23 protein-coding genes and 1 pseudogene are annotated in these 22,316 nt (G+C 27.7%); 14 read left to right on the forward strand and 10 right to left on the reverse strand.

The genetic code is table 11. The features are described 5' to 3' along the window. Window positions 1-30: 30 nt before the first annotated feature. Window positions 31-1,617 (reverse strand): ABC-F family ATP-binding cassette domain-containing protein, encoded by a 1,587-nt coding sequence (locus M4I33_RS08510; protein WP_257916385.1) that lies wholly within the window; start codon window positions 1,615-1,617, stop codon window positions 31-33. 174 nt (window positions 1,618-1,791) lie between these two features. Here M4I33_RS08510 and M4I33_RS08515 point away from each other — a divergent pair, with 174 nt between their 5' ends. Then, on the forward strand, window positions 1,792-2,718 hold the full coding sequence (locus M4I33_RS08515; RefSeq protein WP_257916386.1) for a CPBP family intramembrane glutamic endopeptidase: 927 nt from the start codon (window positions 1,792-1,794) through the stop codon (window positions 2,716-2,718). 11 nt (window positions 2,719-2,729) lie between these two features. Here the strand turns inward: M4I33_RS08515 and M4I33_RS08520 are convergent, their stop codons facing one another. Continuing rightward, window positions 2,730-3,242, reverse strand: a complete 513-nt coding sequence (locus M4I33_RS08520) for a hypothetical protein (protein WP_257916387.1) — start codon at window positions 3,240-3,242, stop codon at window positions 2,730-2,732. A 144-nt stretch (window positions 3,243-3,386) separates the two neighbouring features. On the opposite strand from M4I33_RS08520, the gene ybaK reads away from it, so the two are divergent. Beyond that, the gene (ybaK, locus tag M4I33_RS08525) at window positions 3,387-3,866 is read left to right on the forward strand and encodes a Cys-tRNA(Pro) deacylase (RefSeq protein ID WP_257916388.1); all 480 of its coding nucleotides are present in this window, start codon (window positions 3,387-3,389) and stop codon (window positions 3,864-3,866) included. 45 nt (window positions 3,867-3,911) lie between these two features. Here ybaK and M4I33_RS08530 read toward each other — a convergent pair whose 3' ends face one another. After that, window positions 3,912-4,559: a hemolysin III family protein gene (locus M4I33_RS08530; RefSeq protein WP_257916389.1), complete on the reverse strand. Its 648-nt coding sequence runs from the start codon at window positions 4,557-4,559 to the stop codon at window positions 3,912-3,914. Between the two features lie 214 nt (window positions 4,560-4,773). Between M4I33_RS08530 and M4I33_RS08535 the strand changes: the two genes are divergently transcribed. Continuing rightward, window positions 4,774-5,340, forward strand: coding sequence for a DUF1836 domain-containing protein (locus M4I33_RS08535; protein WP_257916390.1), 567 nt, complete (start codon window positions 4,774-4,776; stop codon window positions 5,338-5,340). 20 nt (window positions 5,341-5,360) lie between these two features. Continuing rightward, window positions 5,361-7,064: an ABC-ATPase domain-containing protein gene (locus M4I33_RS08540; protein ID WP_257916391.1), complete on the forward strand. Its 1,704-nt coding sequence runs from the start codon at window positions 5,361-5,363 to the stop codon at window positions 7,062-7,064. Window positions 7,065-7,120: 56 nt separating this feature from the next. Here the strand turns inward: M4I33_RS08540 and M4I33_RS08545 are convergent, their stop codons facing one another. Continuing rightward, window positions 7,121-7,414, reverse strand: coding sequence for a hypothetical protein (locus M4I33_RS08545; RefSeq protein ID WP_257916392.1), 294 nt, complete (start codon window positions 7,412-7,414; stop codon window positions 7,121-7,123). Window positions 7,415-7,536: 122 nt separating this feature from the next. Continuing rightward, window positions 7,537-8,130 carry a DUF4652 domain-containing protein gene (locus M4I33_RS08550; RefSeq protein ID WP_257916393.1) on the reverse strand — a complete coding sequence of 198 codons (594 nt, stop codon included), beginning with the start codon at window positions 8,128-8,130 and terminating at the stop codon, window positions 7,537-7,539. A gap of 301 nt (window positions 8,131-8,431) precedes the next feature. Between M4I33_RS08550 and M4I33_RS08555 the strand changes: the two genes are divergently transcribed. The 3 genes from M4I33_RS08555 (at window position 8,432) to M4I33_RS08565 (ending at window position 9,579) form a co-directional block, all read left to right on the forward strand. Beyond that, a complete protein-coding gene (locus M4I33_RS08555) occupies window positions 8,432-8,968 on the forward strand; it encodes a sigma-70 family RNA polymerase sigma factor (protein ID WP_257916394.1) in 537 nt (178 codons plus the stop codon). An 11-nt stretch (window positions 8,969-8,979) separates the two neighbouring features. Then, entirely contained in the window at window positions 8,980-9,204 is a 225-nt protein-coding gene (locus tag M4I33_RS08560; protein WP_257916395.1) for a BhlA/UviB family holin-like peptide, read from the forward strand. A 123-nt stretch (window positions 9,205-9,327) separates the two neighbouring features. Next, window positions 9,328-9,579, forward strand: coding sequence for a peptidoglycan-binding protein (locus tag M4I33_RS08565; protein ID WP_257916396.1), 252 nt, complete (start codon window positions 9,328-9,330; stop codon window positions 9,577-9,579). A gap of 328 nt (window positions 9,580-9,907) precedes the next feature. On the opposite strand, the gene M4I33_RS08570 is transcribed toward M4I33_RS08565, so the two are convergent. Then, window positions 9,908-11,302 carry a YjiH family protein gene (locus tag M4I33_RS08570; RefSeq protein ID WP_257916397.1) on the reverse strand — a complete coding sequence of 465 codons (1,395 nt, stop codon included), beginning with the start codon at window positions 11,300-11,302 and terminating at the stop codon, window positions 9,908-9,910. A gap of 264 nt (window positions 11,303-11,566) precedes the next feature. Here M4I33_RS08570 and M4I33_RS08575 point away from each other — a divergent pair, with 264 nt between their 5' ends. After that, window positions 11,567-11,758 (forward strand): hypothetical protein, encoded by a 192-nt coding sequence (locus M4I33_RS08575; RefSeq protein WP_194192007.1) that lies wholly within the window; start codon window positions 11,567-11,569, stop codon window positions 11,756-11,758. Between the two features lie 126 nt (window positions 11,759-11,884). Here M4I33_RS08575 and M4I33_RS08580 read toward each other — a convergent pair whose 3' ends face one another. After that, the gene (locus tag M4I33_RS08580; RefSeq protein WP_257916398.1) at window positions 11,885-12,214 is read right to left on the reverse strand and encodes a hypothetical protein; all 330 of its coding nucleotides are present in this window, start codon (window positions 12,212-12,214) and stop codon (window positions 11,885-11,887) included. 240 nt (window positions 12,215-12,454) lie between these two features. Between M4I33_RS08580 and M4I33_RS08585 the strand changes: the two genes are divergently transcribed. Both M4I33_RS08585 and M4I33_RS08590 read left to right on the forward strand, forming a co-directional pair. Then, window positions 12,455-14,776: a glycoside hydrolase domain-containing protein gene (locus tag M4I33_RS08585; RefSeq protein ID WP_257916399.1), complete on the forward strand. Its 2,322-nt coding sequence runs from the start codon at window positions 12,455-12,457 to the stop codon at window positions 14,774-14,776. Window positions 14,777-14,791: 15 nt separating this feature from the next. After that, complete coding sequence (locus M4I33_RS08590; protein WP_257916400.1) at window positions 14,792-15,463, forward strand: hypothetical protein; 672 nt, start codon at window positions 14,792-14,794, stop codon at window positions 15,461-15,463. A gap of 201 nt (window positions 15,464-15,664) precedes the next feature. Here the strand turns inward: M4I33_RS08590 and M4I33_RS08595 are convergent, their stop codons facing one another. Beyond that, window positions 15,665-16,348 carry an ABC transporter permease gene (locus M4I33_RS08595; protein WP_257916401.1) on the reverse strand — a complete coding sequence of 228 codons (684 nt, stop codon included), beginning with the start codon at window positions 16,346-16,348 and terminating at the stop codon, window positions 15,665-15,667. Next, on the reverse strand, window positions 16,349-17,263 hold the full coding sequence (locus M4I33_RS08600; RefSeq protein ID WP_257916402.1) for an ATP-binding cassette domain-containing protein: 915 nt from the start codon (window positions 17,261-17,263) through the stop codon (window positions 16,349-16,351). Between the two features lie 214 nt (window positions 17,264-17,477). Here M4I33_RS08600 and proB point away from each other — a divergent pair, with 214 nt between their 5' ends. The 4 genes and pseudogenes from proB to M4I33_RS08620 all read left to right on the forward strand — a co-directional run bounded on the left by proB (window position 17,478) and on the right by M4I33_RS08620 (window position 21,169). Beyond that, the gene (proB, locus tag M4I33_RS08605) at window positions 17,478-18,290 is read left to right on the forward strand and encodes a glutamate 5-kinase (RefSeq protein ID WP_257916403.1); all 813 of its coding nucleotides are present in this window, start codon (window positions 17,478-17,480) and stop codon (window positions 18,288-18,290) included. Between the two features lie 13 nt (window positions 18,291-18,303). Continuing rightward, entirely contained in the window at window positions 18,304-19,548 is a 1,245-nt protein-coding gene (locus M4I33_RS08610; RefSeq protein WP_257916404.1) for a glutamate-5-semialdehyde dehydrogenase, read from the forward strand. A gap of 24 nt (window positions 19,549-19,572) precedes the next feature. Then, the gene (locus M4I33_RS08615) at window positions 19,573-20,025 is read left to right on the forward strand and encodes a GNAT family N-acetyltransferase (RefSeq protein ID WP_257916405.1); all 453 of its coding nucleotides are present in this window, start codon (window positions 19,573-19,575) and stop codon (window positions 20,023-20,025) included. 265 nt (window positions 20,026-20,290) lie between these two features. Beyond that, a pseudogene (locus M4I33_RS08620) lies at window positions 20,291-21,169 on the forward strand (TraB/GumN family protein). A 35-nt stretch (window positions 21,170-21,204) separates the two neighbouring features. Here M4I33_RS08620 and M4I33_RS08625 read toward each other — a convergent pair. After that, window positions 21,205-22,161, reverse strand: a complete 957-nt coding sequence (locus M4I33_RS08625; protein WP_257916406.1) for a sigma 54-interacting transcriptional regulator — start codon at window positions 22,159-22,161, stop codon at window positions 21,205-21,207. Between the last annotated feature and the right edge of the window lie 155 nt (window positions 22,162-22,316).

Here is a 22,316-nt window from a genome sequence, read left to right on the forward strand (position 1 = left end):
CCTAGGCTAATAAAGCCTAGGGATTTTTAATTACTTAGTTTCTAAGTATTCGTCATAAGACATTTGTTTATCTATTATAGTTCCATCTTCTTTAATTTCTATAATTCTATTTGCCACAGTTTGGATAAACTCGTGGTCGTGAGAAGAAAATAACACTACGCTATTAAAGTCTTTAAGACCATTATTTACGGCAGTTATTGATTCTAAGTCTAAGTGGTTAGTAGGTTGGTCTAACATAAGAACATTAGCGTTTGAAAGCATCATTCTTGAAAGCATACATCTAACCTTTTCTCCTCCTGAAAGTACAGAAGCTTCTTTAAGTGCTTCCTCTCCTGAGAATAACATTCTTCCAAGGAAACCTCTTATGTAACTTTCTGACTTCTCTTCTGAGTATTGTCTAAGCCAATCAACTAATGAAAGGTTACAGTCGTTAAAGAATTCTGAGTTATCTTTATGGTAGTAAGAAGTTGTTATAGTTACACCCCATTTAAAATCTCCTGAATCTGCTTCCATTTCGTTGTTTAATATTTTAAATAATGATGTTATAGCTCTTTCGTTTGAACCAACTAAAGCTATTTTATCTTCTTTATTAACTCTGAAGTTTATATCTTTAAGTACAACTTCTCCGTCAATAGTTTTATTTAAACCTTCAACAACTAGTATGTCGTTACCAACTTCTCTTTCAGGTTTGAAACCAACGAAAGGATATCTTCTAGTTGAAGGTTGAATGTCGTCTAAAGTTATTTTGTCTAAAAGTTTCTTTCTTGATGTAGCTTGCTTAGATTTAGAAGCGTTAGCACTAAATCTTGCGATAAAGTCTTGAAGTTCTTTAATTTTCTCTTCTTTTTTCTTGTTTTGATCTTTAGCCATTTGAAGAGCTAATTGACTTGACTCATACCAGAAGTCATAGTTACCAACATAGATTTTGATCTTTCCAAAATCAACGTCAGCAATATTAGTACAAACTTTGTTTAAGAAGTGTCTATCATGTGATACTACGATAACAGTTCCTTCAAAGTTAATTAAGAACTCTTCAAGCCAGTTTATAGATTTTATATCTAAGTGGTTTGTAGGCTCATCAAGGATAAGAATACCTGGGTTACCGAATAAGGCTTGAGCTAAAAGTACTTTAACCTTCTCTGCACCTGTTAATTCAGAAACATTTTTAAAGTGTAATTCAGTACCAATTCCAAGTCCTTGTAGTAATGATGAAGCTTCTGATTCTGCTTCCCATCCATTCATATCAGCGAACTCACCTTCAAGTTCTGAAGCTTTTATTCCATCTTCATCTGAGAAATCAGGTTTTGCATATAGGGCATCTTTTTCTTGCATGATTTGATATAATCTAGCGTTACCCATAATAACAGTTTGAAGTACCTCAAACTCATCATATTCAAAGTGGTCTTGTTTTAAAACAGACATTCTAGTATTTGGAGCTATAGATACATCTCCAGTGTTTGGTTCAACTTCTCCTGAAAGTATCTTAAGGAATGTACTTTTTCCAGCACCATTAGCACCAATTACGCCGTAGCAGTTTCCTGGAGTAAACTTTAAATTAACATCTTCGAAAAGTTTACGTCCACCATATCTTAAACTAACATTTGATACAGTAATCAATCTTATTCTACCTCATTTCATAATATATTCATCTGCATATTATAACATATAACTCGAAAAAATGCCTGTTTCAAAAAAACAGTTAAAAATAATGTTATGTATATAGAAATTTGTTATAAAAGTTAACTTAATAAAATAGATTTAAATATAGAGTTTTTGTAGATGGAGGGTTAAATGAGGGGGTTATTTATAAAAAGTATTTTAGATAATACAGAAGGACTATTTAGTGAAGCTAGAAAAGGTAAAAAAACAAATATATTTTTGATAATATTTTTACCTATAATAATAATGTTTCTATCTGGAATATTACTTTCAGGTGCATTTTATATTTTTGCAATAGCTGCAAGTTTTGTTCCTGAAATTATAAAGTACGCATTTCAGATTAATTTAATAACTTCGACAGGAATAACTATATTACTGTATTTTCTATTTGTTAAGTTTATTGAAAAGAGGAGTATAAGTTCTCTTGGACTTAAGTTAGAAAAAGGATTTATATTTAAATACCTTAAAGGCTTTTTAATAGGGATTCTTATGATAGAAGTTGTTACTGTTATTATAGTTGGTTCTGGTAACGGAGTATTTGAAATAAAGGGAAAGCTAAATTTAGAGTTTTTAGTTCCTTTAATAATTACAATGATAGCTTGGGTTATTCAAGGGGCATCAGAAGAAATAATGATAAGAGGACATATGCTACCAAAGCTTGGAGTTAAGGTGGGAGCAGTTTTGGCAATTATAATATCGTCATCTTACTTTGGGTTGCTTCACTTAGGAAATCCTGGAGTATCTAAGATTTCTATTTTAAATTTGATATTGTTTGGGGTATTTTCAGCAGTGTATGCACTGCAAGAAAAAAGTATATTAGGGGTTTGTGCACTTCATAGTGCTTGGAACTTTGCACAAGGTAATATATTTGGATTTTTAGTAAGCGGTCTTAAAGCTGAGGGAGGTTCAATTATGGTTACTACTGTAACTGATAATGAAATAATAACAGGAGGAGCCTTTGGACCTGAAGGTGGGCTTGCAGTAACTTTTGTTTTAGTGGTTGGGGTGGTTTTAGTATCTCTTTATTCATTTAAAAAAGGTAGTTCAAAGTATAAATAAAAGATAGCTTTTTAGCTATCTTTTATTTGTGACGTATCTATTTTTTTAGACTTAAAATAATTAATTGCTTTCTCATCTACTTTATCTTTAATAGATTTAGTATCTACTTTGTTAAGTTCAGATTTATAACTTCCTTTAAATAAATCTTTTGCATCACTTGTAGAAGCTGGGAAGTTATAGCTTGATATTATATACTTATCATTAATTTTACTAAGAGTTATGGTACCAATAAATTCTCCACCTGAATTATAATAGGCTTTATCATTAGAGACTTTAAAAGACATACTAAATCCGTATACGTATGCTATTATTTTATCTGTTTTTGCCCTTGTTCCTATAAGGACATGTTCTTCAAAAGTAGGTATAGAAGAATTAGATAAATTAGCCTGCTCTTTTAAGCAGTTTGATATTAAGCTATTTAATTTATTTGAGTCGATCATATCTTTAGCCTTATTTAAATCCTTAGTATAAGTTACAAATATAGTACAGATGATAATTAAAATAACTAATAAGAACTTTTTCACTTAAAAACCTCCTATACTTTTATATAATATGAAGTATAGAATAAACTAAAGCCTAAAAGGTGAAGAAACGGATACTATTAGTAACAGAGTAGTTACAAGAAAAGGTGTATAATATATGTATATTAACTTTTGGGAGGAATAAAAATGGCAAAGATTCAAAAAACCAATGCTATGAGAATATTAGATAAAAATAAGATTGAATACAATTCATTAACATACGATGCTACAGATGGTCATATAGATGGGGCAGCAGTTGCAAAGAAAACTGGGCAAGCGCCTGAAACTGTATATAAAACATTAGTTACTATAGGGAGTTCTAAAGAACTTTATGTTTTTGTAATACCTGTTTTAGATGAATTAGACTTAAAAAAAGCAGCAAAGGCAGCACTCGAAAAAAAAGTTGAGATGATTCATGTGAAAGATATAAATAAATTTACAGGTTACATAAGAGGAGGTTGTTCTCCTATAGGAATGAAGAAAAACTACAAAACATTTATACAAAAAGAAGGATATGACCTAGAGAAGATAGTTTTTAGTGGGGGAAAAATTGGACTTCAGATAGAGATGAATCCAAAGGATATAGAAAAAGCTATAAATGTTTCTTTTGTAGATATAGTTAAATAAAAAAATAGACCAACCGAAATTTTCGGTTGGTCTTTATATATAAAATTATAAAACATAAAAGAAAACAGATAAAAAGTGACATAGAGTTCCAAGCATTATGAAAATGTGGAATATCTCGTGGTTCCCAAAAGAACCTATTTTAATTCTTTCGGATTTTAAGGCGTAAATAACACCTCCGATTGTATACATTATTCCTCCTAAAACTAAAAGTATAAAACCTCCTGTAGGCAATACTTTTGAAAGAGGGTAAATAGCAAAGATTGCAAACCAACCTACAGCTATATACATTACGCTAGAAACCCATTTAGGGCATGTTACCCAAAACATTTTAAAGATTATTCCAGCGATACCGAAAGATAAAACAGCAGTAAAAAGAATATAGCCGACCTTGTTATGTAGTGCAATCAAGCAATAAGGTGCATAAGATCCTGCTATAAGGATAAAAATCATAGAGTGATCTAATTTTTTAAGGTTTTTTATTACTTTGTCTGTTGAGATTACTGAGTGATAAGTAGCTGATGCGCTATAAAGTAATATCATACTTATTCCAAACATAATAGAAGACACTATAGCAACTGCAGTTCCTATATCAAATATAGATTTTAAAGTCAGGGCTATAAGAGCTAATACTGAAAGGATAGCGCCTATAAAATGTGTTAATCCGTTAATTGGTTCTCTTAAATATTTTTCCATTTGAATTACCTCCAAAACAGTACGTAGTTTTTAAAACTACATCTTATAGTCTTATTATATGATGATATATTAAAAAAGGTCAAAATTAATTATTCCCTAAAAAAGATTGGTTTATCCAATTTATGTTATAATACCTTGAAATATCTCTTAAATACTATTATTATTAAAATATATACTACTACACGTAGTTTTTAAAACTAGATTGGAGGATCCTATGAATAAAAATGAGATTTTAAGTTATTTAGACCAGTTAGAATTAGATAAAAACATCACTCTAGACGAGATTCCAGAGATTGATTTATATATGGATCAAATTATTCAATTATTTGAAAATAAATTTGATAGCACTAAAAGAAATGAAGACGATAAAGTGCTTACAAAGACTATGATAAATAATTACGCTAAGGGAAAACTTCTTATTCCTATAAAAAATAATAAGTATTCAAAAGAGCATCTTATACTTATAAGCCTTATATATAATTTAAAAACTGGGTTATCTATAGGTGATATAAAAGAAGCATTAAACGAAATAGTAGAAAAAAATGAAACAGAAGAAGAGATACTTTTAAGAGAATTATATAAAGAATATTTAAAAGGGTCAGAAGAGGATTTAAAAGAATTAAAATCTAGTTTAGATAAGATAATAAATAGAATAAACGATTCAGAAAAGATAAATGAAGAGTATGAAAAGAAATTATTACTTCTTTTGTCTATGATAAATATGAGCAATATGTATAAAAGAATGAGTGAAAAACTTATAGATGAGTATTTTAAAAAATAACATAAAAGGGAGAGTATCAAATGAAAGATTTAGATGATTTAAAAAGAGAACTCTACAAGATAGATGGAAGAGGATATAAAGCGTATAAAAGCCTTGAGGGGGATTATAAATTCTCAAATTATGTTCTTCATATAGACCACGTACAAGGTGACCCCTTTGCAGCACCATCAAGAATAAGAGTAAGCCTTAATTCTAATTTTAATAAAATACCAGAAGAACTTTTCGATACAAATAACAAAAGAATTGCTGTTTGTGATTTTTTAACAAGAACATTTAATAAAAATATAAATAAGTATGCAGGAAGAGTAAGTGGTTCTGGAAAAAGTGGAATAATTAATATAAGTAGATGTACTCAAGAGATTTTAGATAGAACGGCTGTAACTATAGATAAAGAAAAGTTAGAAGCTAGATTTGAAGTTGGCTTTCCAGCTAGAGGCAGAAGTGTTTTAGCAAAAGAATTAGAAAAAATACTTTATGAGTTTTTACCTAAAATAGTTGAAAACAGCTTGATTTATAACAATATAGATAAAGATAAGCTTACAAACAGAGTAAAGCTTGTTGTAGATCAAGAGTTTATAAGAAAAGAATTAAAGAAACTGGATTTAGTAGCTTTTGTAGCTAATGGATCAATACTTCCTAGGGAGAGTGGAGTTTCAGAAAAGCCTCTAAAAGAAGCTAAAAGATTCAAATCACCTAAAAATTTAGAAGTAACTTTAAATTTACCAAACAAAGGTGAAATTAAGGGGATGGGAATAAAAAAAGGTATAACTATAATAGTTGGTGGAGGATACCACGGAAAATCAACTCTTTTAAACGCTTTAGAACTTGGAGTATACAACCATATAGAAGGTGATGGAAGAGAATATGTTATATCTAATGATGATGCTGTTAAAGTTAGAGCAGAAGACGGTAGAGCTATAACTAAAGATGATATATCATTATTTATAAGTAATCTTCCAAACGGTAAAGACACAGTGAAATTTACTAGTGAAAACGCTAGTGGAAGCACATCTCAAGCTGCAAATATAGTTGAAGCTATAGAGTCTAAGACTAAATTATTACTTATAGACGAGGATACATCTGCAACTAACTTTATGATAAGAGACGATGTTATGCAAAGATTAGTTTCTAAAGAAGAGGAACCTATAACTCCTTTTATAGAATTAGTTAAAAGCATATATGAAAAGAAAGATATATCTACTATATTAGTAGTTGGAAGTTCAGGAGATTACTTTGATATTGCAGATACTGTAATTCAAATGGATGCATACGAACCTAAAAATGTTACAGAGAAAGCAAAAGAACTTTCAACAGGTCTTATTCTTAAAAGAATAGAAGGAAAAGATATTAAAATTAATATAAATTTCGAGAGAAAAATATTAAAAGGTTCAGTAGAAAAAGGACCAAAAGGAATTAAAATAAAGACTCTTGGAAAAGACGGATTAAGTATAAACAGAGAAGATATAGACTTAAGGTCAGTTGAGCAAATAGTAGATAGAGAGCAAGTTACAGCTATAGGAAATTTAATTAAGTTTGCAGAAGAAAACATAATTGATAACAATAAAACTTTAATAGAAGTTACTGATAAACTAATTAAACAAATAGAAAAGAAAGGGCTTATATCTATAAACACTACAAAAGGTGGAGTAGGAAACCTTTCTATGCCTAGAAGGTTTGAGATAATGGCTGCTTTTAATAGATATAGAAAATTAAAGATAAAATAAAAAAAGTTATACCACAAAATAAGTGGTATAACTTTTTTTATATATTATATTTAAAATTAATCTTTTATTTTATACTTCATACTTAAAGGTTCAATTAAAAATAAGCCTATAGCTGCAAGTAATATAAAAGGAATATAAAAAGTAACTATTCCATACATATCTAAAATTTGAGATATTCCATAGATAACAACCATATAAATTCCCGTAACAAAAGTACTATATAAAGTTGCTATAAGAGGGGTATTACAGTTTGGACATTTAGTAACTCTTCTCATAGAGACATCATTCATATTAAATTCCTTATTACATTTAGGACAAGTCTTTTCTTTATTAAAAATTTTTTTAAGCAAAAAATCACCACCAATATAAGTTGTTTTTAGGAAAATTATAACATAAAAGCAATTCCTTAAGAAAGTAAAGGAATTGCTTTTATTATAACTTATATATTAAATTGTGTAATAAAATAATACTTTTATAAATTAATTGATTTGTTATATATAGTATAATTCATAAAATTATCATCAAATTTATAAATTTCAAGATTTAATTTATCATTTTTTATTTTAGCATCAACAATTTGTTCCCCATAAGATTTTTCTGCTACTAATTTAGTTTGACCTGTTTTTAAATTAAGAGAATATAAAGAACCTCCATAGTTTAGTGTTCCAAATGCACCACCAACAATTATGTATACTGTATCATCAGTACCACATGTTATTTTTAAAGGTGAGTATTGATAATTAGGATTGTTTGATTGGAATCTAAATTCAGAATATGAATTAGTTATAGTATTTTTTATTAATACAGTTCCAACTCCTTCCTCTTGACCAGTATCTGTTTTACCTACAATAGAAGCTTCGTAAACTGTATTGCTTATTTGCTTTAAAGGAGTTCTATTGCCTATATCATTTATTGATGATGAGCTTGGTGAAAATTTGATAAATTGAGATTCAGCAACTGAATTTAAAGTTGTACCTGATTCAGCTGCATTAGCAATTGTACTAGGTAATACCATAGTAGTTGTAAGTGATCCGATAATTAGTGTTGATAATATAATTTTCTTCATTTCAGTCCTCCATATATTTATAATTCATAAATATATTAAAAGAAAATACACAAAATGTAAAATTATAAAAAGTATTTCAAATAATAATAAATTAACAATTTAAATATAAAGGAAACAATTTGTATGTTGGATTATGTTGCAATATATCGAAACAATAAACTATGGGAAGTATAAATGATCACAATATGAACAATTAGTTAAAAAATTCAATAAAAAGTAAATTTGTGGAAAGTTTGATTACAAAATAATGAATTTATAAGTAATCAATTTATGTAGTTTATTACATAAAGGGGGATTTTTCATGAATTTAATTACATATCTTAAAAAATATCAAGAGGGAGAAAAAGAAGCGTTTGAAGTTATATTTGAGGAATTAGAGGAATTATTTAAATTCTTAAAATATAGGTTCAATGATGAAGAAATTGAAGAAGTTATATTATGCTTATTACCAGAACTTTTAAAAAAATTAAATATAGAAAGATTTAATGATGATAAACATATAAAAAATTACTTGAAAAGATGTTTTGAAAATAAGGCAATTGATATGATAAAAATTAGATATAGAGAAAATGAGATTATATCATATAATACAGAAGTATTAAATATCGAGGGAAATACAATCAATAACTCTATAGCATTACAAAGTGAATTAGAATTTAATAACATAATAAAAGATTTAAATAAAAGAGAAAAATATATAATAGAAAAATTTTATAAAGATAGAGATAGCATAATAGAGATAGCAAAAGATTTGAATTTATCTAGGCAATTCGTAAATAGAGTGAAGAATGAAGCTTTAGAAAAATTAAAGTTTAAATATAAGAAAATAATTAATTAGGAGGTGGAAATATGGAGAGTGAAGTGATGAAAGTTGCAATGTCTCAGGGTATTTGGGCTGTTTTAAGTATATTTTTGATTATATATATACTTAAAGTTCAGGAGAAAAGAGATTCAAAACAAGAAGAAAGAGAAAAAAATTATATTAATCTTATCAACGAATTAACAGAAAAAATGGATTTAATTAATAAAGTTGATTTGGGCATTGAAAAAATAAAAGAAAAAATAATTGTTTAGTTTATAAAAATAAAACAAAATTCGTATTAAGTGGTGAAAATAAAATTAAAAGGAGAGAGCAAAATGTTATTAAAAAAAGGATCTAAGGGAGTTTATGTAAAATTCCTTCAAATAGGTTTAAATATGGAGGAAGATGCTGGTTTAATACATGATGGGATTTTTGGTTATAATACGTATATAACAACAAAAAGATTTCAAAGAAAGTATAATTTGAATGATGACGGAATAGTTGGAAATGCAACTTGGAATAAACTGTGCGAAAGGGTTAGATATTGGCAAAGAATATTGAAAAATGCTGGATTTTACCATAGCAGTATAGATGGATTAGCGGGAGATGGAACTTGGGATGCATGGTGCAAGTATAGATGTCCTTAAAAGGATTTTGGTAATATATATATAAGTAAAAGACTTATGAAAAAATGTAGAATATCTTTATTTTAAAGTGTAATATACTACTGCATAATAGACAGTAAGTGTATTACACTTTAATTATTATATATACTTTTGAAATTACTAATTTATACATATGATTAATAGACTTTATTCAGAAAACTTAAAAAATCTATAATTTATAGATTGAAAATCAACTAAATGTTTTTAAAATTAATAGTAAATTTAATGTAAAGATTTTTTATTGAAATTGAAGTGTAAGTTTATTTATAAGCTGTAAAGTTAATTAGTGGAATAACTATATAAATATTATTTAAAAAATTAAATTTGCTAGTAAAACTATCACTGGTAAAGTAACTAAAGTTCTTTCTATAAACAGTATTATTAAATCCTTAATGTTTATTGGTATCTTAGAACCAAGTAAAAGCCCACCAACTTCTGACATGTATATAAGTTGAGTTACAGAAACTGCAGCTATTATAAATCTAGTCATATCACTTGCTATGTTAACTGCCATAACTGAAGGTAAGAACATATCAGCAAAGCCTATTACAAGTGTTTGAGATGCAGCAGCAGCCTCAGGGACTTGTAATAAATTAAGTAGTGGTATAAATGGTGCACCAAGCATTTGGAATACGCTAGTGTATTCAGAAATTATAAGTGCTAAGCCTCCCATAGCCATAACTATTGCTAAAACTCCGATCCACATATCTAAAACATTTTTAATACCTGCTATTACAAATTGCTTTGGATGAGTATTAGAATTTGCTTTTTTAAGAGCGTTTTCTAATCCAAATGAAAATGGTGTATAACCTTCTGGTATAACTTCAAGATTTTTAGTTTCTTGATCGTTATAGTAAGTATCAGGTTTTCTTGATAGTGGTGGTATTCTAGGGATTATTATAGCAGCTACTATACCTGCAAAAGTTACTGTTAAGTAAAATGGAACGAATAAATGTGCAAGGCCTACGTTAGTTAAAACTATTAAACTAAATGTAATTGAAACAGCTGAAAAAGTAGTTCCGATAACAGCAGCTTCTCTTTTAGAATAAAAACCTTGTTCATATTGCTTTGAAGTAAGTAATATACCGATACTTCCATCTCCAAGCCAAGATGCTATACAATCTATTGAAGAACGACCAGGTAAATTAAAAATAGGTCTCATAACTTTAGTAAGAAGTGCGCCTACGAATTCTAATAAACCAAAATCTAAAAGTAAAGGTAATAAAAATCCTGCAAATAAAAATACTGAAATTAAGCTAGGTAAAAGGTCATTTAAAACTAAGCCTGCAGTATTTTTAGACCATATAAATTCAGGACCAATTTCAAAGTATGCACAGATTACAAATACAGTACCAATTATTCTTAAAACAAACCAAAAAGGAGTAACATCGAAAAGACGATTAAAAAATTCAAATCTACTAGCAGTATCTATCTTTGCTATTCTTAATATCTTTACGATTAAGCTTCCTAAAGAAGATATTGAAATTAAAATAAGTGCAAAAGTTAAAAGATTATCGCCTAAAAGATTTAAAAAGTTTTTAGATAAAACAGCTATAGGAATAGTTATTTCACCATTTACGTTTATAGGAATCATAAATAAAAAGATACCTATTAAAGATGGTAGTAAAAATTTTAAAAATGAAATTTCTCCATATTTTGCTTTTAATAATTTGATTGAAATATTTTTAGTCGTGGTGCTTTCCATAATTCTCTCCCCTTTATCGTGATTATTTATGCAAATTAAATTCATATATATACATAATGCTTATATTAATCTTAATATAAAATGACATAAAAAGCTAGTATTTTTTAATAAAATCCATTAATTTATGAATAAAATATTTTATAAATGCATAAAAATACATATTTGCATTATAAAATGGAAAACCTTCCGAATGATTACACGTATTAATAAATTAATTAAGCAGATACTATTAGTGTAAATTAATTAATAAGGAGAGTGTTTGAAATGAAAAAAAATGCTATACAAAACGTAGAATGTTCATTATCAGATTTAAAAGAGGCTAAAGCAGACTTAGAGCAAGCGGTAAGTACTGTAGAAAAAGCAAGTAACAAAGAAATGATTCAAAAATCATTAGATTCTGTTTGTAATACAATAAAAGATTTAGAATGTACTATAAACAACTACCAAGAAAAATAATTTTATTAAAAAAAAGAACTCCCGATTAGTTTTACTAATTGGGAGTTTTTATATAAAAAAGGACTATTATATTAAAAACATTTAGGGGATAAATAATTTTAATATAATAGTCAGGGGATGCAAAAATTATTTTGAAGTTTTCATTTCATCTTCCATTTGTTTTTCTAATTTTTTAGCATATTCTTTTTCGTCTTTTTCTGCTTCTTTTTCTTCTTTATCTAATTCTTCATTGATTTTTTTACCTAATTTTTCAGCAGCTTTTTCATCTTCTTTCCAAGCTTTACTGTTTTCATCAGTTACATGTAAATCAACTTTTGCTTTATTTTCTATTTCATCTTTTAGAGCTTCTACTTTTGGTGAATGTTTATGTTCATTTTGTTTTTCTAATTTTTTAGCTTCCTCATCTAATTTGAATTCATGTTCTGCTTTTTTGATATCATTTCCTATTTTACTCATATAAATCATTCCTTTCATTTCTTCCTTTTATGATTTTATTATAACAACTAAAATAGCAAAAAAAATATTTATAAATCAAAATTAACAGTTATTGTAATAACCTTTAATAATTACAAAAAATAGTTCATAAGTTTATGAACTATTTTTTGTAATTTTATATATTGTTAACTTTTTTGGGGTTACAAATAAGTGGTTTTAAAGGTAATTATTTATGAAAATCAAAAAAAAGGAGAGATGAAAATGGATAAAATGGTGCAAGCTGCACAAAAGTGGTTAAATAAAAATTATGAAGGTAAAATTAAAGTGGATGAAGATGGAGTAACAGGATGGGGAACTATAAATGCATTAACTAAAGCATTACAAATAGAATTAGGTTTAAATCCTGATGGTTTATGGGGACCGGGGACATTAAGTAAGTGCCCAACTATAAATAAAGATAGTAGAAACAAAAATATAATAGGAATATTACAATGTGGGTTGTATTGTAAGGGATATGATGGAGATGAAATAGATGGATTATTTACATTAAGAACATCGGATGGAGTAGTGAAATTAAAAAAAGATTGTGGACTTTCTGATAATACAAGTGATGCAACGCCTATTATATTTAAAGCTTTATTATCAACTATGGATGGTTTTGTATTAGCGAGATCAGGAGATGAAAAAATTAGAAAAATACAGCAAAATTTAAATAGAGATTACAATAAGGTGATAGGTTTAATACCTTGCAATGGAGTTTATTCTAGGGAAACAAATAGAGCGTTGATAAAAGCATTGCAACTTGAAGAAGGGGTTGGAGCAGATGGAATATGGGGAAATGATACAATGAAATTATGTCCAACTATTCCAGGATCTAAGTCAAATAAAAGGTTTGTTTTACTTTTACAATATGCACTTTATGTTAATGGATTTGATCCGAATGGATTTGATGGATTATTTGGAGTGGGACTATCTAATGCAATAAAAGACTTCCAAAAATTCTGTTCATTAGGTGCAGATGGGTATGCAGGAAAACAAGTATGGGCATCATTGTTAGTAAGTACTGGTGATAAAAATAGAAAAGGGACTGCTTGCGATTGTGCACAGAGTATAACAGACGAAAGAGCAAAATCTCTTAAGAATAATGGATATAAGGTTGTTGGAAGATATTTGACTGGAAAGTATAAATTAACTTATAATGAAATGAATGTAATATTTAAAAATGGATTGAGAGTATTTCCTATATTTGAAATAGGAGGAAATAAAAACTCATATTTTACAGCAAAACAGGGGATGAAAGATGCAATTGACGCAATCAATGCGGCCAAAGAATTAAAGTTTGGTGATAGAACAATTATCTATTTTGCTGTAGATTATGATGCTTATGGATCTAATATAACGGAGAATATATTACCGTATTTTGAAGCAATTAAAAATAGATTTGATATAAATAATCAAAGAAATTATAGAATAGGCATATATGCACCTAGACATATATGCTCAATTGTTTCAACGAAAGGATATTCTTGTAGTAGCTTTGTCTGTGATATGTCTAGTGGGTTTAGTGGAAATTTAGGATTCCCGTTACCTAAAGATTGGGCATTTGATCAAATAACAACTATATCTGTTGGTGAAGGAAATGGGCGAATAGAAATTGATAAGGATATATGTTCAGGAAGAGACTTAGGAGTAGATAGTACACAAGAAGAATCTGATTTAATATATTATGCAAATAGGAGTAAAATTAATCAGCTACTAGGAGTCAAATTTGAACATGATTTATTAGAAGACACATTATATTGTGGGCCTCTTATATTAACTTATAAAGTATCTGAATCTGGGACTATTGGGTCAGGAAGTAGTAAATTAATTTTCAGTAAATCTGGTGTTGACCTTGAGATATCTAAAGATAAGGCAGCGGGAAAATTTCAGGTAATTGATGTTGAAGAATTAAAAAATAAATTTTTAACACCTATGGCAAAATCTATGAGTATGGTATTATACGATAATGGAGTTATAGCTATAAATTATTCAGTAGATTCCTTCAATCCATTTAGTTTTAATATTGAATTTGAATCAATAACTAAAATAAAAGATGGTTCTGATGTAAGGTTAACCCATACAATTAATATTAAGTACAATAATGGTGATACAAGCAGATATACAACTAAATCAAATCTTATAGTATATGTATTAAATGTAGCAATATTGGGTATGATTACTGATCAGCCTGTAGATGTAAAAAATAAATTTGGTACACCGGTTATAATAAAAGGTATGGAACAAAAATGGTATACAGATATAGTAAATAATTTAATAAATGCTATAGAGGGAATAGATTACAAACAGGTTATTAGTGTTGATGCTGATGGGTTTGGAATTAATGAAATGGTAAAATATATACAAGATAATATTGATAAAGTAAGTGATGCAACATTAGAAAAAATAAATACAATATGTGCAAATGCTGGATTTAATATAACTGAATTTATAAAAAATCCAATAGTTAAATTCGCTACGTATAATATTATAGCAACAATTGCTATGGTTCTTTTTATTGGTTCTTTGGGCATAGGGTTTTAAAATAGGAGAGAGTATATGAAAGAAATACATTATGATATATCATGCAAAGATGTTTTAATGAATTGTGAAATGAATTACAATACTAAATTTTTTAAAGTGCTTAGATGTGTGATGAAATTTTGTCTAGCCATATTATCAATTATCGCTTTATTAATAATTATGGCTATGTTTATTACGCCTAAGAGTATGGATTTAATGCTGATTATTTTTAGTATGTGCATAATAATTATGCCGATAATTATTTTTAAGGCGAGTTGTACTTTAAAAGGAATGTGTTCATCATTAAGAGTACTTGCAAGTCTAAAATTTTATAAGAGATCTATATATTATGATGATGAAAATATTATAATATATACAAAAATTTTAAATTTTAAAATTAAAAATAAGATTAAAATTGAAAATATAAAAGAATATAATAATTTATATTTTTTAAAGGCACCTAGAAATAGGACATGTATGAAAGATTTTAATAATATAGTTTTAATACCTAAAACAGTATTTAAAAATGAAGATGATGAAAATGACTTTAAAAGGTATTTTTATTTAAACATGAAAGATGATTTTGAAAAAGTAGATGAAGATTTTGATTGTTCTGTAGATACGAGTAATTTAAAAAAAGAAAAGACTTATGCTTTGATATGTGTTTTTTGTATGATAACTTATTTTTTTATAATAACAATAATATAGGTTATAAATAGTTTATATTAATAAATTAGAGGTGGTAACAGTTTATCATCTCTAATTTTTTTCTTTAGATTAAATTCTAATAAATTTATAAAGAATAATAGAAAAGATTATAATAAAAAGATATAAGATTTATGTTAATAAAGCTGATTCCGAAACAATTTCGAAATCAGCTTTTTGAATTTATATTTATAGAGCTCTTGATTACTTTATATCTTGCGTTTCAAATAATAATTTTCCTAGTGATATAATGACAATTGGAATTATCATTATAATTCCTGCTGTAATTACAGTTTGGAGTTCTTTAACACCATTAGATATATCTAATACTGTATTCAACCAAAATGTTTGTGATAATGTGAGGAATAGCCCCATTATAAAAGTCGAAATTACTGTTGCAATAGTTCCATCCCTTATAATAATAGGTACAAGGAATGTTATACTAGCAATACATAATGAAAATAATATATTAATTAGTATATATATTATAGTAAATGTTAGTTCAGAGTTGTCAAAAGGAACTCCCCATCCATAAAAAATTGTATAGATTCCACCGTTAATAATAATATTAAAAATTATTATTATTAAACACCCTATTAAATATGATAAAAATTTACTAATTAAAATAGAAAATCTACTATGTCCTGATACGATTAAATGGAATATAGTTCTTTTTGAAAATTCATTACCAATAAACATTCCAGAGAAAATCGCACAAGATATTAATGAAAATATTGCTGTAGATTCATCTAAAAGATTTTCACGGCCTGTAGGATTACCATGGAAATATATAGTGATAGTTCCTATTATAATAATTAACAATAATGTAAGTTTTAATTCTTTACTATATTTAAGTTTATATAATTCTGCCTTTAAGATATTACACATTTATTCGCCCCCGATGCTTTTTAAAAAATAAGATTCTAAGCTATCACCTTTTATTGTTATTTCTTTTGCATATATATTATTAAGAGCTAAGCACTCATTTATCTCAGAACCTTTTTCTATATGATCATATATTTTTAAAATATTATTTGGATAACCGATAATTTTTTTTATATTCAATGAATTCTTTAAGATATTCATTGCCTCATCTATATTACTAGCCTCGATAAATAAATGTTTTTTACATTTTTCATCTAATTCTAAAGCTGTTATTTCTTCAACAAGCTTACCTTTGTGTATTATTCCATAACAAGTTGCAAGTTTATGTAGTTCACTTAGAATGTGGCTTGAAATAATTATTGTAATTCCTTTTTCTTTATTTAATTTAATTAAAAGTTCTCGAAGGTCTTTAATACCAGTTGGATCAAGTCCATTTAAGGGCTCATCTAATATTAATAATTCAGGATCTCCAAGCAAAGCAATTGCTAAACCCAATCTTTGTTTCATTCCTAAAGAAAAGTCTTTAGCTTTTTTATGCTTTGTGTCATTTAGGTTGACTAGTGATAAAAGCGTATCTGTACAGTCTTTATCTAAAATACCTTTTTGAATTCTTTGGAACTCCAGATTTTGTTTAGCTGTCATTTCCAAATATAAAGCAGGAGTTTCTATAATAGATCCAAGCTTTGTTCTAGCTAGTGATATATTTTTTTCATCGTGTTTGTTGAACAATTCTATTTTTCCGCTAGATTTAAAAATTAAACCAGTTAGTATCTTAATTAATGTAGTTTTTCCAGCCCCATTTTCTCCAATAAGGCCATAGATTTCGCCACGTTTAATCTCAATATTTATATTTTTTAATATTGAAGTTTTTTTATAATTTTTATTTAGGTTTATTATTTTACAAATAATCTCATTCATTCCATCAATTCTCTATTAAATGTTGTTTTAACATCTAATATATTTGCTAGCAAATTGAAAAATAATCATCTTTGTTACTCACTATTAATCATCTCTAATTTTTTTGCTTTAGATTAAATTCTAATAAATTTATAAAGAATAATAGAAAAGATTATAATAAAAAGATATAATAAAATCAGTTTAAAATAAATTTAATATCGAGGGGTCGAAAAAAATGAGCAATAGAAATGAAATCAAATCAGCAAAAAGAGTAGTTATTAAAGTAGGAACATCTACACTAACTTATGAAAATGGAAATATAAACTTAGGTAGAATAGAGAAATTAGCTAGAGTTATATCAGATTTAATGAATTCAGGAAAAGAAGTAGTACTTGTAACATCTGGAGCTATAGGTGTTGGAAGTAGTAAGTTAAAGCTTAAAGAAAAACCCCAAAGTATTAGAGAAAAGCAAGCTGTAGCAGCTATAGGGCAATGCGAACTTATGCATATTTATAGTAAGTTTTTCGGAGAGTATAGCCACACTGTCGGACAAGTTTTACTTACTAGAGATGTAGTTGAAGACGATCATATAAGGGAGAATGTTGTAAATACATTTGAAACTCTTTTAGAGATGGGAATTGTGCCTATAGTAAATGAAAATGATACAGTATCTATAGATGAAATAGAAAATATAGTTAAGTTTGGAGATAATGATAATCTTTCAGCAATAGTAGCATCACTTATAAGTGCTGACCTTTTAATAATATTATCAGATATAGATGGATTCTATGATAAAAATCCAAGAGAAAATGATGATGCAAAACTTTTAGAAGAAGTTTTAGAAATAACAGAGGAACTTGAAAATGCAGCAGGTGGTGCTGGTACAAACTTTGGAACTGGCGGAATGATAACTAAGCTTATGGCAGCTAAGGTTTCAAATAAGGCTGGAGTTAATATGGTTCTTGCAAACGGAGAGTGTCCTGAAGTTTTAAGAGATGTATTAGAAGGAAAAGAAATCGGAACATTATTTATAAGAGATAAAAAATAAGGAGGAGAGAATTTTGAGCGAATTAATAATTAAAGGTCAAAAAGCTAAAGAAGCATCTTATATATTAGGAAATTTAAAGAATTCTGAAAAGAATTTTGCTTTAAATAAGATGGCTGATAAATTAATAGAAAAATCTTTGGACATAATAAAAGAGAACAAAAAAGATTTAGATAAAGCTATAGAAAAAGGAACTTCTAAATCTATGTTAGATAGATTATCTTTAGATGAAGATAGAGTTAAAGGTATGGCAGACGGGCTTAGACAAGTTGCAGCTTTAAAAGACCCAGTAGGGGAAGTTATAGAGATGTGGAACGCAGAAAACGGCCTTCAAATCGGTAAAAAAAGAGTTCCTATGGGTGTTATAGGAATAATCTACGAAGCTAGACCAAACGTAACTTGTGATGCTGCAGGGCTTTGTTTAAAGACAGGAAATGCAGTTATATTAAGAGGCGGAAGTGAAGCTATAAATTCTAATATAGCTATAGTTAAAGTTTTAAGAGAAGGTTTAAAAGAAGCAGGAATCACAGAAGATGCCCTTCAACTTATAGAAGATACAAGCAGAGAGTTAGCTACAGAAATGATGAAATTAAACGACTATATAGATGTTTTAATTCCAAGAGGCGGCGCGGGTCTTATAAAAACTGTAGTTAATAACGCAACAGTACCAGTAATAGAAACTGGAACTGGAAACTGTCACATATATATAGATTCAGATTGTGATTTTGATATGGCAGAAGCTATAGTTATAAATGCAAAAACTTCTAGACCTGCTGTTTGTAATGCAGCTGAAAGCTTAGTTATACACGAAGGTGTAGCTAAGGAAATCTTACCAAGGCTTTCAAAAGCTTTAGAAGATAAAGGTGTAGTTTTAAAAGGTGATAAAAAATCTAGAGAAATAGTTTCTTCTATAGAAGAAGCTTTAGAAGAAGATTTTTATAAAGAGTTTTTAGATTATATAATGAGTGTAAAAATAGTTAAAGATATAGATGAAGCGATTTATCATATAAACAAACATAATACAGGACACTCAGAAGCAATAATAACAAACAGCTATGAAAATTCTCAAAAATTCTTACAAAGGATAGATGCGGCAGCTGTTTATGTTAATGCATCTACTAGATTTACAGATGGAGGAGAATTTGGTTTTGGAGCAGAGATTGGAATAAGTACTCAAAAGCTTCATGCTAGAGGACCTATGGGACTTAAAGAACTTACAACAGTAAAATATATTATTTTTGGGAATGGTCAAATAAGATAATATTTTTTAGAAAGGGATGAGTTTATGGATATACAAATCAAAAAATTTAATGAATTAACAGCAGAGGAACTATACAGTATAGTAGTAGCTAGAACAGAAGTATTTATTTGTGAGCAAAAAATCACAAGTGAAAATGAATTTGATGGTATTGATAGAGAAGCGTATCATGTATTTATAAAAGAAAATGATAATACGAAGGCGTATTTAAGAATACTAAAAAAAGGACTTAGCTATAAAGATGGAGTAGGTATAGGGAGAATGCTTGTGGTAAAGGAAGCTAGAAGAAAAGGCCTTGCACAGGAACTTCTTAAAGAAGCGGTTAGGTTTATTAAAGAAGAGTTTAAAGGGGAGAGAATATTACTTTCAGCACAGTTATACGTTAAAGACCTTTACGAATCAGTAGGGTTTACGCCTATATCTGATGTTTATGATGAAGTAGGAATTCCTCACATTAAAATGGAATATAAAGAAAGATAAAATTTTGGACTCGCAATAATGCGAGTCCTTTTTTAATAATAATAAGGGCGGTCAGTTCTACGAGAAAAATAGTAACTGCCTTAATTGTCTGAATATTCTATAATTTAATTATAATACTTTTATTTTAAAAAAGCAAATGAAACTGTTACAAGAAAAATATAGTTTAATATACAAAATATGGTATAATATAAGGGGTTATTTAATTTTTAGGGGGATAAATATGGGGAAAATTTTTAAAAATAAATTTATTTCATTATTTTTATGTATGGGGATAGTTGTAGCTCCGTTTTTAACAGGGTGCAATTCAAAAGAAGTAAATTCTGATGCAAATAAACCTATAGCAAAAGGTGTTCAATGGGAAGTTAAAAAAGATAATAAAACTATGTATTTAATAGGAACTATGCATCCTATTAATCCAGATTATAATTATTTTTCTGATACTATAAATGATATTTTAAAAAAGACTGACGTTTTAGGGGTAGAGATAGACCCACTTCCTAGCGACTATACAGAAGTTCAAGCAAATGCAGTATATTCAGGAAATGACACTATAGAAAAAGATTTAAATAAAAAAGAAATAGAATCATTAAAAGATATAAGCAAGAGTTTAGGGTTAGATTATGAGAAGTTAAAATTTAATAAATCAAATTTTATAATTCAAAATATAAGTTCATGTATTTATACAGAAGCAAATTTAGTTATGGAAACTTTTGATGATAAGCTTATAGCTGTAGCTAAGACTTCAGGAAAATAAGTAAAGCAACTTGAAACTATACAAGACCAAATGAAACTTTTAGAAAAAATACATGGAATAGATGCTTTAAAACTTATGCTTAAAGATTACTCGAAAGAAAGCTTTGAAGAATACAAAAAAAGAGATGTAGATTATTCTAAAAAACTTATGGACTCGTATGCTAAAGGCGATGAAAAGTTTATGGAAGAAGCAGTATCTATGCAAAAGGAGAATAAAGAAGCATATGATGCTATGATTTTAGATAGAAATGTAGCTATGGTTAAAAAGATGGAAAATTATTTTAAAGAAGATAAAACATATACTATAGCGGTAGGTGCGCTTCATTTCTTTGGAGATGATAGTATAGTTTCTATGATGAAAGAAAAAGGTTATGAAGTTAATAAATTATAAAATAGAGCCTAGTTTAAAGTGTTTTAAACTAGGCTCTATTTATTTTTAGGGTCTGTTATATATTTTTTCATTTTTCTATAGGCTTGGCTCTGGGATATACCTAAGGCTTTTGCTACTTTGTAAGAAGTCTTATATCTTGTGTAAGCTTCTATAACTAGAAGCCTTTCAGCATCTTCTAGCCTATCTTTAAGTGTAGTGAAATCATCTGATTCTTCAATTTTAATATTATCAGAGGTACCAAACATTTCTGTTACTATTTCAAGGGTTATGTAATCAGAGTCTACAGAAAAAATAAATTTTTCTACTATATGCTCTAGTTGTCTTACGTTTCCTGGCCAATCATATTTTTTTAAGCTTTCAATTAATTCTTTACTAAAGGATTTATTTAAGTTATAAGTTTTATTTATATAATTTATAAAAAGTATAATAAGGCTTCCTATGTCTTGCCTTCTTTTTCTAAGAGGAAGTAAATCAATTTTTACAGTATTAAGCCTATAAAATAAATCTTCACGGAAAGTACCTTTAGAAACTAGTTCTTCTAAGGGGCTATCGTTTGCAACTATAAATCTAGTATTCACAGATATTTTTTTATTGCTTCCTGGTTTAAGATAGGATTTAGTTTCTAGTATATTTAAAAGTTTAATTTGAATACTAAAAGGGAGAGAGTTTATTTCATCTAAGAACAAAGTTCCCCCTTCAGAAAGTTCAATTAAACCTGACTTTTCTTTTGTTAATTCATCCTTTGAAAGTATAATTTCATATCCAAATAGTTCTTTTTCAATAGATTCTTCTGAAAGTGAAGAACAATTTAAAGTTAGAAAAGGTGAATCCTTTCTAGAGCTCATATCGTGAATTAATTTAGCTAAACTTGATTTACCTGTTCCAGACTCCCCTAAAATAGTAATCGGTATATCAAATTTAGATATTCTATTTGAAATTTTAATTGTTTTTGCATCAAAAATCCCTGTAGAGTTATATTTGTTATTATCCATAAGAATAAACCTCCTAAATTTTAAATTACTCAATAGATGTATAGGAATTATAACATTATAAATACCTATTTTTATTAAAATTTAAAAAATAAGTAATATTATACTTATCAGAGTAAAAAAGTTAATTCATTTGTAACTTAATAACAAAAATAACT

The organism is Clostridium sp. LY3-2, from assembly GCF_024705715.1.
GTDB lineage: Bacteria > Bacillota > Clostridia > Clostridiales > Clostridiaceae > Clostridium.